A 14462-nucleotide genomic window follows, 5' to 3' on the forward strand; every position below is an offset into this window, starting at 1 on the left:
TATTAGTTCGTCGTTGTCTGCTGATCGGCCGGTTGTTGACCGTCTGCCGCTCCGCCGCCGTTCTGGAATTGTCCGCCGCGGCCGCCACCGCCACCGCCGAAACCTCCGCCGCCAAATCCGCCTAAACGGATAGACTCCGCTTCCTGCGTATCGTCCTTCAGCTGTACGGTAATAATATCATCAGCCTTCAAATCGGCTAGCGTCTTGTCAGTTTCGGTCATCTTGCCGTCGGCAAAAGTAGCGGATACAATCTTGGTAGCATCGGTTACCGTAATGTCCATCGTCTCGTCGGAGAACATATTCTCCATGTTGCGTTGGCGCTGGCCGCCGCCATTTTGACCATCGCCGGCTTGAGGAGCCGTTCCGTTATCGCCTTGGGGAGGATCGCCCGAAGGAGGATTTCCATTAGGAGCATCGCCTTGCGGAGCATCCCCAGAAGGTCTGCCTTGGCCGTCTCCCTCCGGTCTTTGGAAAGACGATTTATAAATCGTAATCGTCTGACCATTAATCGATTTGATTTTGCCGATCGTCCCCATCATCGCTCTGCCCTGGAACCCTTGCTGCCCCTGATTTTGTTGACCGGCTTGTCCACTCGTCTGATTTGCGGTTGTTCCCGTATCCTCGGATTTGGACCCGCAGCCCGCCAATGCAACCGAGATTGCTACAGCGCTTAATACGATTTTCCAGTTGTTCATCATTCGCATTCCCCTTTTTGGCCTTTTGCATGCATTGTAACAGACCAATATGAACGAGAAATGAACTAGATGAACAGATTAATGCCCGACTGGTCAGCTTGGCCCAAATAATATCCAACGCCGGCGATTTTGACACCATCGATTAACTCTTCTTGCTTGATCCCCATTAAGTCCATCGACATTTGGCAGGCTACGACCTCAACACCTTGCGCGATAGCCGTCTCAATTAGTTCTTCCAGCGAAGAAACGTTGTTGCTCTTCATAACGCCCCGGATCATTTTGGTTCCCATGCCCATCATGTTCATCCTGGACAAGCCAAGCTTGCGGCTGCCGCGTGGCATCATCATGCCGAACATTCGTCCGACCAACGATTTGGACACTTCGATCTTCTCCGGCCTGCGAATGACGTTAAGACCCCAGAACGTAAAGAACATTGTTACTTTTTTGCCGCTTGAAGCTGCTCCATTGGCAATAATAAAGGATGCAATGGCCTTGTCGAGATCTCCGCTAAACACGATCATCGTGCTGTTATCCGGGGTTTGACGGTTGACTTCAGACGGGATGCCGGCTGTTGCTGCGCCTTTCCGGACGTAGGCTTCAATCGTGCCGTCCTTAAGTTTCGTCAACTTCTCCACCCGGTTATGCGTCATGCCTGCCCAAGCTTTAATGTCTTCATAAAAGCCGGGATCCGTCGCGGTAACTTGCAACACATCCTCTGCTTTTAAAGTGTCCATCTGTTGCTTCACCTGAATAAGCGGACCTGGGCAGCATAAACCGCAGGCGTCGAGCGTAGCGTCGGCTTGCAGCACGGCTTCCGTTGGCGCTGCCGAGGCAGCGACTTCCTGTTTGCTTGTCGCAATAGCCCGGAAACGCGCAGATTCAACAGGGGTTTGAAGTTTCTCGTTGCGATCCGGCTTGTATAGCGTCAGCATGTACGTTTTGTAGCCGCCGGTCAAGTTTCTAACTTTAAAGCCGTTTTGCCTCAAAATACGCGAAGCCGTGTAACCGCGAAGGCCAACCTGGCAATACACCCAGATCTCCTTATTGCGGTCCAGCTCGCCTAGACGGCTTCGCAGCTCGTCGACCGGAATTAGCATAGAGCCGGGGATATGCCCGTTATTATGCTCCATCTCGGATCTCACATCAACGAGGAGGGTACCTTCTTGATCGCGTGAAGAGAGCTGCTCCGCAACAAATACATCCGTAAGCCCGGACAAAATATTTTCTGCCGTATAACCTGCCATGTTCACCGGATCTTTCGCCGAGGAGAATGGAGGGGCGTAAGCCAATTCAAGCTCCGTCAAGTCGGTAACCGATCCCCTTAGCCTCATCACCGTTGCAATCGTATCAATCCGTTTGTCTACGCCATCGCGTCCAACCGCTTGTGCGCCGAGAATTCGGCCTTCTTCATTAAAGAGCAGCTTCAGCGACATTGGTACCGCGCCTGGATAATAGCCGGCATGCGAGTTTGGATGCACATAAGTGACATGATAAGGGATCCCCTTGGCCCGAAGCGTCTTCTCATTGCTGCCGGTTGCCGCACCCGTTAAGCCAACGACTTTTATAATCGAAGTGCCTTGCGTGCCTTTGAAGGTTGTCGGTAGGCCAGCGACATTATCAGCTGCGATCCGCCCTTGCTTATTAGCCGGACCCGCAAGCGGAATCGCGGTTTGCTTGCCACTGACGAAATCCGTCACTTCAATGGCATCGCCTACCGCGTAAATGTCAGGGAAGTTGGTTTGCATGTGCTCATTCACCACAATATGTCCACGCGAACCAAAGGCTAGGCCGCTTCCCTGTAAGAAAGCGGTATCCGGCGTTACGCCAATGGCGGATATAACAAGTTCCGTAAGCAGTACACGGCCGGAAGCCAGATGGACCTCTACTTGGTTAGGACCCGCTTCAGCAAACGATTGAACCTTTTCGTTAAATAACAGCTGTACCCCGTTATCCTCCAGTTCCTTCGCCATAATCCCGGCCATCTCCGGATCAAACGGGGATAGAATCTGATTGCCGGCTTGGACAAGCGTCACGTTCAGACCTAGTTCCTTCAGGTTTTCCGCCATTTCAATACCGATAAACCCGCCGCCAATGACAACCGCCGAACGCGTATCAGCCTCGGTTACTTTCGCCTTAATGCGGTCCGTATCCGCCAGGTTGCGAAGGGAAACAATAGAGGGTAGATCAGCGCCGGGCACATCCGGTAGAATCGGCTTTGCTCCCGGCGACAAGATCATTTGATCGTAACTTTCTTCATATTGCTCGCCGGATGCCAGATTGCGAACCGTTACGGTCTTGGCAGCCGGGTTAATCGACGTTACTTCGCTTTGCGTGCGAATATCGAGGTTGAATCTTCGGAACATCGCTTCTGGCGTTTGAACCAGCAGCTTGCTGCGCTCCTTGATGGAGCCGCCGATATAATAAGGCAAGCCGCAGTTCGCAAACGAAATATAATCATTCCGTTCGAACATCATAATATGCGCTTGCTCATCCAGTCTTCGCAATCTTGCCGCAGCGGAAGCTCCGCCCGCAACGCCTCCGACGATAATTATTTTTTTACTCATGTTGCCTGATGCCTCCTGATGGTAAGTTCTATTGTTGGATAGGTAGATCTTCGCTGAACATCGCTTGAATTAATTTCGCAATCTTGGGAGACGCGATTGTATAATGAATCTCCAAACCGCTTCGCTCGGCTGCTACAATCCCGGCGCTTCTCAATTTCTGCAGATGTTGGGAGACGGTTGATTGCGGCAGATCCAGACAGTCCTGCATAAACGAAACATTGCAGCGCCCTTTCTGAAGCAGCCCCTTCACGATACATAACCGCACCGGATGCGCCAGCGCTTTGAGCATTTCGGCAGCATCGTCATAAGCTTTAAAGTTGTTGTCCATTGGTACACCTCTTAAGGTCAGTAGATTACAATATCGTAATATTACGATATAACGATTATAAAAGCAACCCATCAAAAAAAGGACCTTATTCAGGTCCTTCCTCGTTTAACTTTAGCTAGATGCTGATTCTATATCCGATACTTTCCGATTGCCTAACAGGAACAAAGCTGTTCCAACCCAGCCGAAGATCGAGGCAATAACAAGCAGCATCGTAAGCGATACGCTGTCCGACAAACCGGCGCCTAGCAAAGGTCCTACCGTACCGCGCACCCCAAACAGCATGAGATGGACGCCAAATACAGCCGCTTCCCTGCCGGGAGCTAATCGGGATACAAAAGCTAGAATTCCAATATCCCAGATCGCTTCGCCTACCCCTTGAATGCCATTGCCTACAATAACAGCCGCATAAGTTCCCCATACCCCGTACAACATCGGTACAATCGCATAGGCGCTAATGCCGCATAACAGAACATGTTTGATATCAATCCGGTCAATCAAGCGGCCGGCAATCAAATAAGTCAACAAGAGACCTGCAAAGTAAGAGATGCGGGCAAAACCGATCTGCACATTGCTCAGCTCCAGCACTTGCACCTGAATAATCTGATACAGCGGATTGGACAACATATTGCCAAATCCGGCAAACGTAGTTGCCGCGAGAAACACGGCAAGCTTGCGATTCCCGGAGACCAGCGACCACTGGTCTTTGAGCGAGAACTTCGCCGCATTGCGGGACTGCAAGGGCACAGGCTGCTTCGGCAATCTCAGCGAATTAAACAGAAAGATGGAGGCAACTCCAAATATAGAGGCTGTGATCAGTGGCCCCGATGGGCCAGCCGAGTCGGCCCAAGAACCAACGATATAGGCAAGAGGAATCATGAGCGCACCGCTTGCTACCCGGACATAACCCATAAGACGCCCTCTTACGTTAGACGGATACATCCGCGCAACAAGCGAAGCATAAGCAGGAGCTTGAATCCCCATTAATATTTGAAAGGCCATAGCTGTTACAACGTAAACCGATGGATGAGCGAATAATGCCGGGAAAATGATCAATAATCTGCCAATGACGTTTGGTATAATGACAAACGGTTTGGGGTTGCCCGTTTTCTCGATCCAGGCCGCCCAAAACGGCGAGAACAACAGGCCTACTGCAGGCGCGGCAGACAAAAGCCCAACCTCCAGATTATTAGCCCCCTCCTGAATGGCGAACGGCATAAAAAATTGATTTAATACAACGTTAAAAATACTAAACAATAATGTTGCGCTCAAATCGATCCGCGCATTAAACCAGACTCGAGGCGTCATCTGTATCCCCAGCTTATAAACACTGCCTTTTGTTTCCATCCCGCTGCAATCCTTTCGCTCCACTGGCCTATTCTATTTTGTAAGACATACCCATTAGAGCAGAGATTGTCGGAAAGCGCAACAGTCATTTTTACGGACTTGGGCGGACATGAAAAATCGGCCCTCATCGGGCCGAAATCCTGTTCTTGCATGAAGAATTACAATACGATAAATAACAGACCAAAGCAGGCGGCAGACGCGCCGGTATAACACCAAGCCGCGGTACGGCTGCAATCCCGAAGACGCCAGATACGGACTAAGTAGGCGATTGTAAACAAAACCGACACAATCATAATGCCAAGCATGATCCCGTCCATAAACGGATCGCCCATCATACCGGCCGTTCCGCCGCCATGATGCTTATTGGATGTTTCTAGCGCGCTTACGCCACCCGTGATCAGAAGCGGAATAAGCAGATGAATGCCGTGCACGACAATTGGAAATAACATGCCGCCAAGCGACAGAAGGGAGCTTCGCGGCAATCGTTTCTCGGACACGAATAGTCGCCTCCATTCCCGTTGCGTTACAACAGTATATGGCGCTGACCAGCAGACATTCGATTTATTTTACTCAGGTTGTTCCTTGCCAAGGAAACGCCAGAAATTGCGGTTGAACAAATCATCCAGGTCGCGCTTGATCTCTTCTTCGGTGACCTTCCATCCGCTGTTATACAAACGCTCATATTTCGATGCGAGCACCTGGCCGATGATGCGGCGCGAATGCTCCCACTTGTAGATCAGCTGTTCGAATACGCGGCAGTCCGAATGTTGTGGAATAACGGAAGTGCCAAGCAGCTCGAGACGGAATTTGGTCATCTCCTCCACCATCGATTCGATGTGAAGGAACCACCAGCAGCCAAACACCATCAAGTTGCGGAACTTGCGGGCAAGCACTGTAAGCTCATGCTGGTTGCTCCGCGCAAGCATGGTCACAAGGAATTTTTGCGACGGGTAACGTCTGCACAACGCTTCAACCGCGGACACGTCCGAATCCATGCTCATATCGCCGGCAAGCCGAAGCTCTGGATTCACGCGGCGGCGAACCCCGATCATAAGCGCAAACGGAATGCCATGCTGCTGGCAGACAGGTACCATCGCTTCATCAATCATGCGAGTACGATGATCTTCGGCGGGATAAACAAAATCGCCCGGCATCGATACGGCCAAATATAAAGCATCCATGCGCACAATCCATTCCGACAGGAAGCGGCTTACTTCTTCTATAGTACGTTCCGTCCATTCCTCCGAAGCCTCGTAGCCAAGCGAACGAAGCTGCTGAACCGCATTTGGCCAGTCATTCAGCAAGGCATCAACGCGTAGCGCTGCCGAAAACCGGGGATCCGTGTTACCGCCGCGGTTCAGCCACACGTCCCGCTCCTCCGGATCAAACGGATCATTGGTCATGAGAACATGTTTGACATTCGAGATGCGAAGCACTTCATCCACTTGCTGTGCGGTTGTGCGGCTTGCAAGCGCTTCGCGGTAGTCATTCAAATTACGCGAAGATACATCGAAGCCAAGGCGGTGCAAGATCGTAATGAAGCCATTAGCGGCTTCGCTGACCGGCGAATGTTCAATAAACAGCTTGTTCCAAATCCAGTCCGCCTGCTCCCGCTTCGACATGGCCCAGAAAGCATCGTACGATTCTTGATCATCCGACCAACGGAAAGACTCCGAAATAAGATAATGATATATAAGAAGTTCATCAATGCCCCAGAGAAGCAAGTTGCCGAAATCGGCGGAAAATAAATGCGTATGCATATCCGTTACCGGCATGGTCATCGCCAGCCGTTCAACGGTTTCTTTCATTGTAGTAACGGATTCTATCGTTAATTGTTCCTTGATCATATGGTTATCCTCCTTGGACTTGTCCTAAGCACAATCGTACCACCCGAGGGTTCGAACCGCTTCTATCCGGTTATCGTTCATGAAGGTCCGATTTATATGTGGTTGGTGTATTTAGGAGGTGCGCAGTATAATGAATCTGCAGCTGATTTCATACGCGGAGGATTCGAATGATCACTCAAGAACGATATAAGCTTCCGATCGAAGCGATGTACAATACATCCCAGATTCCTACGGACTTTCATTCCCATCTGGAATATGAAATTTATTATTTCCATAGCGGCAAATGCAAACTTCTGATCGGCGACAGCATCTACGAGCTGGCTCCCGGCAATCTCATCCTAATGAACGGCATGACCCTTCATTACCCGTCCATTGACGACCGATTTGAATATTGCAGAACCGTTGTTCATTTCGACCCCGCTTTTGCCGCGGGATTATTCCAGCCGCCGTTTGTCGTTCCGCTGCTCCAGCCCTTTGAACGCCAGACCAACCGGCTGTTCTCGCTAAGTACGGAGGAGCAAGCCAAGATCGAACCGCTGCTGGAGCGATTATGTAGCCTTAAGCTAAACGAAGATCCGCTGTCGCACGACCGCCTAATTGTATGTTTTCAAGAACTATTGCTGCTCATTTATGAATTCGCCAGCAAGCCAAGCCATGGCAACGGACAAGCCTCGCCGCCCAGAAGCATTAAGCACCAGAACGTGCAAAAGCTTATTTCGTATATGGAAGAGCATTACCGCGAAGACCTTCAGCTTGGCGATGTGGCGGATTATATGCATTTAAACAAACATTATCTGGTGAAGATCTTCAAGGAAACGACCGGTATCACTTTGTTCCACTACCTGTACCAGCGAAGGATTAACCAAGCCAAAATGTTGTTTACGATGAACCCGGAACGGTCAATTACGGAAACCGCCTATGAGGTTGGTTTCAAATACATCTCCCATTTCAGCCAAACGTTCAAAAAATTTACCGGACAATCGCCCGACGATTACCGCAGGGGAATTGCCCGGTCTTATCAGGATACCGATCTGTTATAGGGAAATGCCGAATTGCTCCTTAATTCCCGCAAGGTAAGCCTTGAGCACAACCTGAATACTGGCGTCGAGATCAACCGGCAGTCCAAATCCCCCGCTTCGTTCAAGCGATGCGAACCCATGCATAAAGCTGCGGAAGCCCCGAACGAGATGGATCGTGTCCTCCTCCTTCATCGCGTAAGCAAAATGAATCACTTGCGCGATAAGTTGAACAAGCTCCTCGCTCACTTTAATCAATTGGGCGTCCTCCGTCTGCTGGGCAGGCAGCGTTGCCTCGTACAAACCGGGATGTTCTCTCGCAAATCCGATATAGGCCATCCCTATCGCAAATACGGCATCGTCTCCCGATCTTCCCGCGGCTGCCCGAAGCAGCTTGTCGTGAAGGATTGTCAGACCGTGCAAGGCCAGCTTCTCCTTCAGATCGCCTAATCCGTTCACGTGGTTATATAAAGAAGGGGAGCGGATCCCCAGCTTCTGCGATAAGGAAGCGAGGGTTACGGATTCGAGTCCGCTCTCATTCGCGAGATCGGCTGCTTGCTGTATAATCGTGGGCAGATCCAAGCCTATTCTAGGTGACATCTCTCTTTCACTCCCTAATTCGTAATGACGGCATCAAGTTTGCGGGATGCTTCCCGAATCGCCTTTTCCATAGCGGCTTCAGGATGAATCAGCATCTCCCCGTGTCCAACCGCGAGCAGCGTTGGCTTAAGTTTAACCAACTTCATTGCGCTGCGGAGCGCCTCGATATTGTTCCAAGTCGCCATCGCCGGGAACGGAAACCACGGACGCATCTGACCGCTTACGGCAATGCCGCCCCTAGTCTGGAACGCATCCCCCGCAATCAGAGCATGAGTCCGAGAGTCGAGGAAAGACATCGAACCGGGCGTATGGCCAGGCGTGGACACCGCGAGCAGCGAACCTACCCGGTCACCATCCTGCAGCAGCACATCCGGGCGAGTAACGATTTTCCCTGGTTTAGGAACACCGCCGCGGATCGGCGTATCCGCCTCGCTTGCATCCAGAGAACGGTCCCCATCAAGAAGCCGGGAATCACGGGCCGAAATATATACGGTTACATCAGGCAGTTGCTTCTTCAGCGCATCCAATGCTCCGATATGATCACCATGCGCGTGTGTCAGCACAATACGGGTAATTGGCTTGCCAATCTGCTTCGCTGCATCCAGAATGGCTGCCGCATTGTTAGGCAAAGCCGCATCGATCAACGTTAAGCTTTTTTCTTCCTCCACCAAATAACAATTCACCGGAAAAATACTAGGCAAATAAGTGAGCTGATAAACCTGCTCGTTACGAGTCATTTTCATCTTCTTAATTAACCACCTTTGCTTATAAACTAATATCGTTAGTTTTATAATAACTAATACCATTAGTTTTGACAAGTGGTTTTTTGCCTAAAATTAGAAAAAAGCGTGGTGTTGTCGTTGTAGTACAACGACAAGAAAGTCCGTTTAAGTTCTGAACAAGTATTTGCCCATAAATACAATCAGCAGCCGGCATTATTAACCGGCTGCTGCATTGTCTCGTTAGCGTGACGCGCTATTCGAACCAAGTCTTGCAAAGCTTACACGACTGAAGTATGGTTCGAAATAGCGTTAATTATATTATCCCAATCGTCGAAATGTATTTCGTGCCCCGTTCTGTTGAGGGTTAGTAACGATGCATTGGGAATTTCATTAACAAGAGCTAGACCATGCTCATATGGAAGCACCGTGTCTTCTGTGCCGTGGATAACCAAAGCAGGTACCTTGATTCCTTTTATCTTCCCCTCATAGGAAGCATCACCTTTAAGAAGTGCATGATTAAACATGCTGAGGAGATTGTTAGCACGTTTTATTTCTTTTCTTACCTGCTTATAAGCTCTCTTCTCATCGAATTTATGCTTTGAACCACAAAGTAAGCCTGAACCTGCAACTAAGTAATTTGCAACAGATTCTTCATCTGACCAATTCAATGTAGCTCCATTAGCATGGTAAGCGAGTATCTTCTCATCCATCGGAGGCAAATCCCGATTGTTGTCATCAGACCCGAAAATACTCGACGCAATCAAGGTTATGGTTAGAACTCTTTGAGGATGCCTTAATGCTATGATTTGAGCAATCATACCTCCTAATGACATTCCCACAATATGTGCTTCGTCAATATTGTATCCATCGAGTACCCCAACAGCATCATCAGCCATGTCTTCCACGGTATATTGGGAATTTCCCGGCTCATAGGCAATGGAACGTCCGACATCTCGGTTATCATAACGAATAACATATCGTCCCGTGTCGGCTAATCGTTGACAGAATTCTTCATCCCAATAGACCATCGAACACATGGCTCCCATAATCAGTAGGATCGCTGGATTTTTGGGATTCCCGAAACTTTCCGTGCATATATCAATTCCGTTAATTTTAATTAACTTTTCGCTCATGGTTAATTCCTCACTTCATTCGAATTTGGTTAAATGCAAAAATGCACACTCAAATAAAACCCGACACATTTTCAAAAAAATGGTTGAGCATAAATGAACTTTACCTCATTTAACGTAAACGAATGAATTTGATAATCACGATAAGCACTCTCCTATAAATAAGTGAATAAAGGTTGTTAGCCCACTTCCGATTATAACATAGCCTTCCAGTTATGTTTAGGCACATTATTCGTATACGGCTGTATCCCTTTTGTATATAGGTTGTCCACTAACTCGAGAAATTCTTCTGATGACAAATCCTTTTGCCGCTGGAGCCAAAGACGAAATAAAGAAAAGGATGTTGTCAGGTGAAACTCAATCAAGTAAGGCGTTAAGGAATGGTTGTGCGGAACATTTAATTCCAATTGATCTAGCGTTATTTCTTTCTTTAGGCGCTGCAAAAAACGAGTGTTTCCATAATCGCCCAACAGGGCGTTGAGAACCAAGAGATGTTCTTTCTTATCTAAACAATGGAGCGCATTTTGAACGGTATGCACGGATAGCTCTTTCTTCGCTAGTTCTTCTTTTATCTCGTTCAATAAATCATTCTCTACAATGTCCAACAGTTCGTAAATATCAACAAAGTATTGATAAAATGTACTGCGGTTATATCCCGACTTATTCGCAATCTCCTGAATCGAAATTTTTTCAATCGGCTTTTGGCTATATAACTCGCAGAAAACATTTATAAACGTTTGTTTGGTCTTCTCCGTTATTTCGGGCTGCTTTTTCATGTCATCCTCCCAAAAGAATATCATCCGACACATTATACAAATCTGATGGTTGATCAAGGATTCATATAGATTTATGATTCCATCATACAACATGTTGTTGGATGAATTGAATAGGAGTGGCTATTATGTCATCGAAGCAAAATAGAATTTTGATTTTTGGCGCAGGCGTTATAGGAAGCATATATGCGATCAAATTTATTGACGCAGGTTATGATGTGACTATGTTTGCACGATCTAATAAATTTAACGCATTGAAGGAAAATGGCCTGCAATATTATGAAAAAGGTAAGGTTAAATCAGTGAAGGTAAATATCATTGATACGCTTAACAATGATGATGTATATGATTTTATTTTTGTTACCGTACGTTACGACCGGTCTGAATCAGCCTTGTCAGCGCTTAGAGACAATCAAAGCAAAACTATTGTTACGATGATTAGTAATTCAAATGGATTTTCTACGTGGCTAGATATTGTTGGAGACAGACTTCTACCCGCTTTTCCCGGTGTAGGCGGTCAGATTAAAGATGGAGTATTGCATGCTCGAATTCCGCCGAAGGCTCTCGCGGCTACTACGTTTGGAGAAATTAGCGGTTTAGTGACAGAACGCGTAGATAACCTTGTGAATTTATTACGAACAGCGAAACTTCCCTATGCTATCAATCCGGATATGAAATCCTATCTCATTACCCATTCGGTATCGGACATTGCATTGCTTAGCTTTTTAAATCCCGAAAGCAAAAAAACGGCACGCAATATAACTTTTACTTTAAAAACGTATTTAAGGGCAATTCAAAAAGCCGGCGTTGTTATTAATCCATCTATATTTAAATTTGTGCTGGTATGCCCTAATTGGATATTGAACTTCTTCTTTATGATGTGGCTGCGGACTAAAATGGTGAAGGACATGATGTTGCCGGATTACGCCATTAATGCAAACAATGAAATTATGCAGCTGGAAAACGATTTGTTGAAGTTCTTATCTCAAGAGAACAGAGTTTAACCCGTAATAGCAAGAGTACCCGTCTGAGCGTTCCATGTACAGCTAATCCCAATCTTCTTCAATACCCCGCATGGCATCATGGTGACGCCGGAGGCCGAACCGCTGTTTGCCGGAACTGTCACTCCGCTGGCTACGCCGTTTAGCAGCACTTGCGAACCTTGATATTGCACGGCATATTGTTTTCCTTTGTAGCTAATTGTCATTACGGATTGCGCATTGCCGTTCACCGTTACCTGATAATCGCCGCCGATGCTGCGCAGTGCATCCTTGAGTGGCACTGAGATGGAGCTGCCCTCCATAATGGCAGGGAAAATGGTGGCCAGAGGTTTGCCGTTCGCGGTCATCGTAATATCCCGCCGAATCTGCATCGGAGCATATACCATATGGTCAGGCGACTTCGCCGGACCGCCAGTCTCGTTCCAATTGTCCGCTCCCCAGCCAAAAACGCGGCCTTCTCCGTCCAGCGCTAATCCGTGATATGCGCCTGCCGCAATCGCCTGTATAGGCGTTGCGAGGCGAATCTTTTTCCCTTTGTCCGTACTATTAAACCTATCGACGCTGTACACAGCCCCGCTTTGCGTTAACAATAGCGTCAAGCTATTAGCGCCTATACTGATTGTCTTCACCTTCAGCTCGGGATGGAACAGCTTAGGCTTCGCGCCAGAATTCCACTCCACCTTCCAGGTCTGTCCTTTCAGATCGATGACCAAGGCACCGTTATAATACGGAGCAAATTGCCGCACCGCTGGAAGTCCCGCGATCTTCGCGGGCGTTGTCAATTGAACCTGTTCGTTTGATCCGGATGCGGATGTGTCCAGCTTTGCAGCAAACTGCCAAACCGAACCGTCGGACTTCTGTACGTACACCGTATCTCCAACCGATGTGATTTGCTCCACATTCGCAAGGCCGCTTACTTGTGCGGGCAGTACGGTCACTTCAGCACCTCCGGCTGACGGCTCCTTGCTGCGCGGCCATGCCCAGACCGTGCCATCCGAACGAAGACCAAATCCAAACGCCGTGCCGGCTATCGCGTTGCTCATGCCGGACAGAGGGTTGAGTTGTCTCGGAAGAATTCCTTTCTTCACATCTTCAAGCGAGGTTCCCCATTCCCATATCGTTCCGTCTCTCTTCACCGCAAGCTGATAACCGCTTTTGTTCGTCGAGAGCGCAACAATATCCGTCAGCCCTGCAAGCCGCACTGGGGCAGCCACCGAAGTCGAAACCGCTTGTTCCTGAATGCCCAGCTCCGACCACAAATTCCGCCCCCACACCCACACTGATCCGTCGTTGCGCAATGCGGCGGAATAGTAGGTGCCGGCAATGATTTGCGTAAATGCCGGTTTCGCGTTTGCTGCTTGTTCTGCGAGTGCTCTTCCCGGGAGAGGACTTACTACTAGAAGCAAAAATGCCATCATCAACGTAATAATAGGTTTCGAACCAAAACGGCTGCGATACGGTTGCATTGGGAGAATCTCCTTTATATAAAAAATGAACATGCAAACAAGTTCTATTCCTTTGACGCTCCCAGCCGGATGAATGTTTCGCAGCCATGCAAAAATGAAAAAGAACCTTGATTGATCATCAGGGTTCTTTTTCATTTTATCTCATTATTACACCTGCACCTGTTCCCGCCTGCGGAACTGCTCCGGCGTCAGGCCGGCATATTGCTTGAACAATCTGCTGAAATGGGCCAGGTGCTTAAATCCAAGTCGGAAACATACCTCCGTAACCGATAACTCCGGCTGCATAAGGAACAAGATCTTTGCTTCGTTGACCCTTCTTGTATAGATATAATGAAAGATCGTGACGCCCGTCACTTCTTTAAACAGCTTGGACAGATAGGACTTGCTTAGGTGCAGCCGCTCCTCGAGAAGCTCCATATTCAGGTCCTCTTTATAGTTCTCTTCCAGTACGGATATAATGCGCTGCACCGTCGCTTCCTTATCCGAGCTGTATTCCTGGCGGTTGCGGTTCAGCAGCGGCTGCTCGCAATGATCAAGAATCATGTAGAGCAGGTCTACAAAAGCAAGCCGGAATCGGTTGTCGCCGACCGCATCGCCGCGTTGCTGGTACTCATTCATCTTGGCCAGAATCCGCTCTACTTCCGCCTTATCCTCGCCCCGAAGGCGCAGCCGGTAATTGTTCAACTGCTGGAACGGCTGAAGAATATTCCGGGCATGCGGCAGTTCGAGATAAGGCTGCAGCTGGGTCGGTTCGAAATGAATGATGGACCGGATATAATCAACCGCAGGGTCAGCTTTCGCGCAATGCAGCGTCATTCCGTACATAAGGATGAGATCGCCCGGAGCAAGCTCGTAAATCTGGTCGCCGATCAGATAATTGCATTTGCCGCCATGAAAGTAATAAACCTCGTAATGCATGTGGGAGTGGAAAAACGGCTCAATCGGCTGATCCGACCAGTAATGCAAATCCAGCATA

At 48.6% G+C, this 14462-nt stretch carries 14 protein-coding genes; 2 read left to right on the plus strand and 12 right to left on the minus strand.

Going from position 1 to position 14462, the window contains the following annotated elements; all coding sequences use genetic code 11:
- Window positions 1-2 precede the first annotated feature (2 nt).
- The 6 genes from QQK89_RS01490 to QQK89_RS01515 form a co-directional block, all read right to left on the minus strand.
- On the minus strand, window positions 3-698 hold the full coding sequence (locus tag QQK89_RS01490) for a hypothetical protein (RefSeq protein ID WP_284236640.1): 696 nt from the start codon (window positions 696-698) through the stop codon (window positions 3-5).
- 62 nt (window positions 699-760) lie between these two features.
- A complete protein-coding gene (locus tag QQK89_RS01495) occupies window positions 761-3259 on the minus strand; it encodes a DsrE/DsrF/DrsH-like family protein (protein WP_284236641.1) in 2499 nt (832 codons plus the stop codon).
- A 28-nt stretch (window positions 3260-3287) separates the two neighbouring features.
- Entirely contained in the window at window positions 3288-3587 is a 300-nt protein-coding gene (locus QQK89_RS01500; RefSeq protein ID WP_284236642.1) for an ArsR/SmtB family transcription factor, read from the minus strand.
- A gap of 111 nt (window positions 3588-3698) precedes the next feature.
- The gene (locus QQK89_RS01505; protein WP_284236643.1) at window positions 3699-4931 is read right to left on the minus strand and encodes an MFS transporter; all 1233 of its coding nucleotides are present in this window, start codon (window positions 4929-4931) and stop codon (window positions 3699-3701) included.
- 158 nt (window positions 4932-5089) lie between these two features.
- Window positions 5090-5428, minus strand: a complete 339-nt coding sequence (locus QQK89_RS01510; RefSeq protein ID WP_284236644.1) for a hypothetical protein — start codon at window positions 5426-5428, stop codon at window positions 5090-5092.
- Between the two features lie 69 nt (window positions 5429-5497).
- Complete coding sequence (locus tag QQK89_RS01515; RefSeq protein ID WP_284236645.1) at window positions 5498-6778, minus strand: glucuronate isomerase; 1281 nt, start codon at window positions 6776-6778, stop codon at window positions 5498-5500.
- Between the two features lie 167 nt (window positions 6779-6945).
- On the opposite strand from QQK89_RS01515, the gene QQK89_RS01520 reads away from it, so the two are divergent.
- A complete protein-coding gene (locus QQK89_RS01520; RefSeq protein ID WP_284236646.1) occupies window positions 6946-7818 on the plus strand; it encodes an AraC family transcriptional regulator in 873 nt (290 codons plus the stop codon).
- Here QQK89_RS01520 and QQK89_RS01525 read toward each other — a convergent pair.
- From QQK89_RS01525 to QQK89_RS01540, 4 genes are all read right to left on the minus strand, one after another.
- The gene (locus QQK89_RS01525; RefSeq protein ID WP_284236647.1) at window positions 7813-8394 is read right to left on the minus strand and encodes a TetR/AcrR family transcriptional regulator; all 582 of its coding nucleotides are present in this window, start codon (window positions 8392-8394) and stop codon (window positions 7813-7815) included. The two genes, QQK89_RS01520 and QQK89_RS01525, sit on opposite strands and share 6 nt — an antisense overlap.
- Before the next feature lie 14 nt (window positions 8395-8408).
- Complete coding sequence (locus QQK89_RS01530; protein WP_284236648.1) at window positions 8409-9137, minus strand: MBL fold metallo-hydrolase; 729 nt, start codon at window positions 9135-9137, stop codon at window positions 8409-8411.
- A 257-nt stretch (window positions 9138-9394) separates the two neighbouring features.
- Entirely contained in the window at window positions 9395-10249 is an 855-nt protein-coding gene (locus tag QQK89_RS01535; RefSeq protein ID WP_284236649.1) for an alpha/beta fold hydrolase, read from the minus strand.
- A 191-nt stretch (window positions 10250-10440) separates the two neighbouring features.
- Window positions 10441-11022: a TetR/AcrR family transcriptional regulator gene (locus QQK89_RS01540; protein WP_284236650.1), complete on the minus strand. Its 582-nt coding sequence runs from the start codon at window positions 11020-11022 to the stop codon at window positions 10441-10443.
- Window positions 11023-11147: 125 nt separating this feature from the next.
- Here QQK89_RS01540 and QQK89_RS01545 point away from each other — a divergent pair, with 125 nt between their 5' ends.
- On the plus strand, window positions 11148-12023 hold the full coding sequence (locus QQK89_RS01545; protein WP_284236651.1) for a ketopantoate reductase family protein: 876 nt from the start codon (window positions 11148-11150) through the stop codon (window positions 12021-12023).
- Here the strand turns inward: QQK89_RS01545 and QQK89_RS01550 are convergent.
- Together QQK89_RS01550 and QQK89_RS01555 are read right to left on the minus strand one after the other, a co-directional pair.
- The gene (locus tag QQK89_RS01550; protein WP_284236653.1) at window positions 12020-13486 is read right to left on the minus strand and encodes an RCC1 domain-containing protein; all 1467 of its coding nucleotides are present in this window, start codon (window positions 13484-13486) and stop codon (window positions 12020-12022) included. The genes QQK89_RS01545 and QQK89_RS01550 overlap by 4 nt on opposite strands.
- Window positions 13487-13633: 147 nt before the next feature.
- Window positions 13634-14461, minus strand: coding sequence for an AraC family transcriptional regulator (locus QQK89_RS01555; RefSeq protein ID WP_284236654.1), 828 nt, complete (start codon window positions 14459-14461; stop codon window positions 13634-13636).
- Window position 14462: the final 1 nt, after the last annotated feature.

Origin of the sequence: Paenibacillus glycanilyticus (assembly GCF_030161375.1) — a bacterium.
Classification (GTDB): domain Bacteria; phylum Bacillota; class Bacilli; order Paenibacillales; family Paenibacillaceae; genus Pristimantibacillus; species Pristimantibacillus glycanilyticus_B.

Bases quoted from the DNA above. Each gene is read 5' to 3' on its own strand.
- QQK89_RS01505 (WP_284236643.1), bottom strand. From the start codon at position 4,931: ATGGAAACAAAAGGCAGTGTTTATAAGCTGGGGATACAGATGACGCCT.
- QQK89_RS01500 (WP_284236642.1), bottom strand. From the start codon at position 3,587: ATGGACAACAACTTTAAAGCTTATGACGATGCTGCCGAAATGCTCAAA.
- QQK89_RS01525 (WP_284236647.1), bottom strand. From the start codon at position 8,394: ATGTCACCTAGAATAGGCTTGGATCTGCCCACGATTATACAGCAAGCA.
- QQK89_RS01550 (WP_284236653.1), bottom strand. From the start codon at position 13,486: ATGCAACCGTATCGCAGCCGTTTTGGTTCGAAACCTATTATTACGTTG.
- QQK89_RS01495 (WP_284236641.1), bottom strand. From the start codon at position 3,259: ATGAGTAAAAAAATAATTATCGTCGGAGGCGTTGCGGGCGGAGCTTCC.
- QQK89_RS01555 (WP_284236654.1), bottom strand. From the start codon at position 14,461: ATGCTGGATTTGCATTACTGGTCGGATCAGCCGATTGAGCCGTTTTTC.
- QQK89_RS01490 (WP_284236640.1), bottom strand. From the start codon at position 698: ATGATGAACAACTGGAAAATCGTATTAAGCGCTGTAGCAATCTCGGTT.
- QQK89_RS01545 (WP_284236651.1), top strand. From the start codon at position 11,148: ATGTCATCGAAGCAAAATAGAATTTTGATTTTTGGCGCAGGCGTTATA.
- QQK89_RS01530 (WP_284236648.1), bottom strand. From the start codon at position 9,137: ATGAAAATGACTCGTAACGAGCAGGTTTATCAGCTCACTTATTTGCCT.
- QQK89_RS01520 (WP_284236646.1), top strand. From the start codon at position 6,946: ATGATCACTCAAGAACGATATAAGCTTCCGATCGAAGCGATGTACAAT.
- QQK89_RS01535 (WP_284236649.1), bottom strand. From the start codon at position 10,249: ATGAGCGAAAAGTTAATTAAAATTAACGGAATTGATATATGCACGGAA.
- QQK89_RS01515 (WP_284236645.1), bottom strand. From the start codon at position 6,778: ATGATCAAGGAACAATTAACGATAGAATCCGTTACTACAATGAAAGAA.
- QQK89_RS01540 (WP_284236650.1), bottom strand. From the start codon at position 11,022: ATGAAAAAGCAGCCCGAAATAACGGAGAAGACCAAACAAACGTTTATA.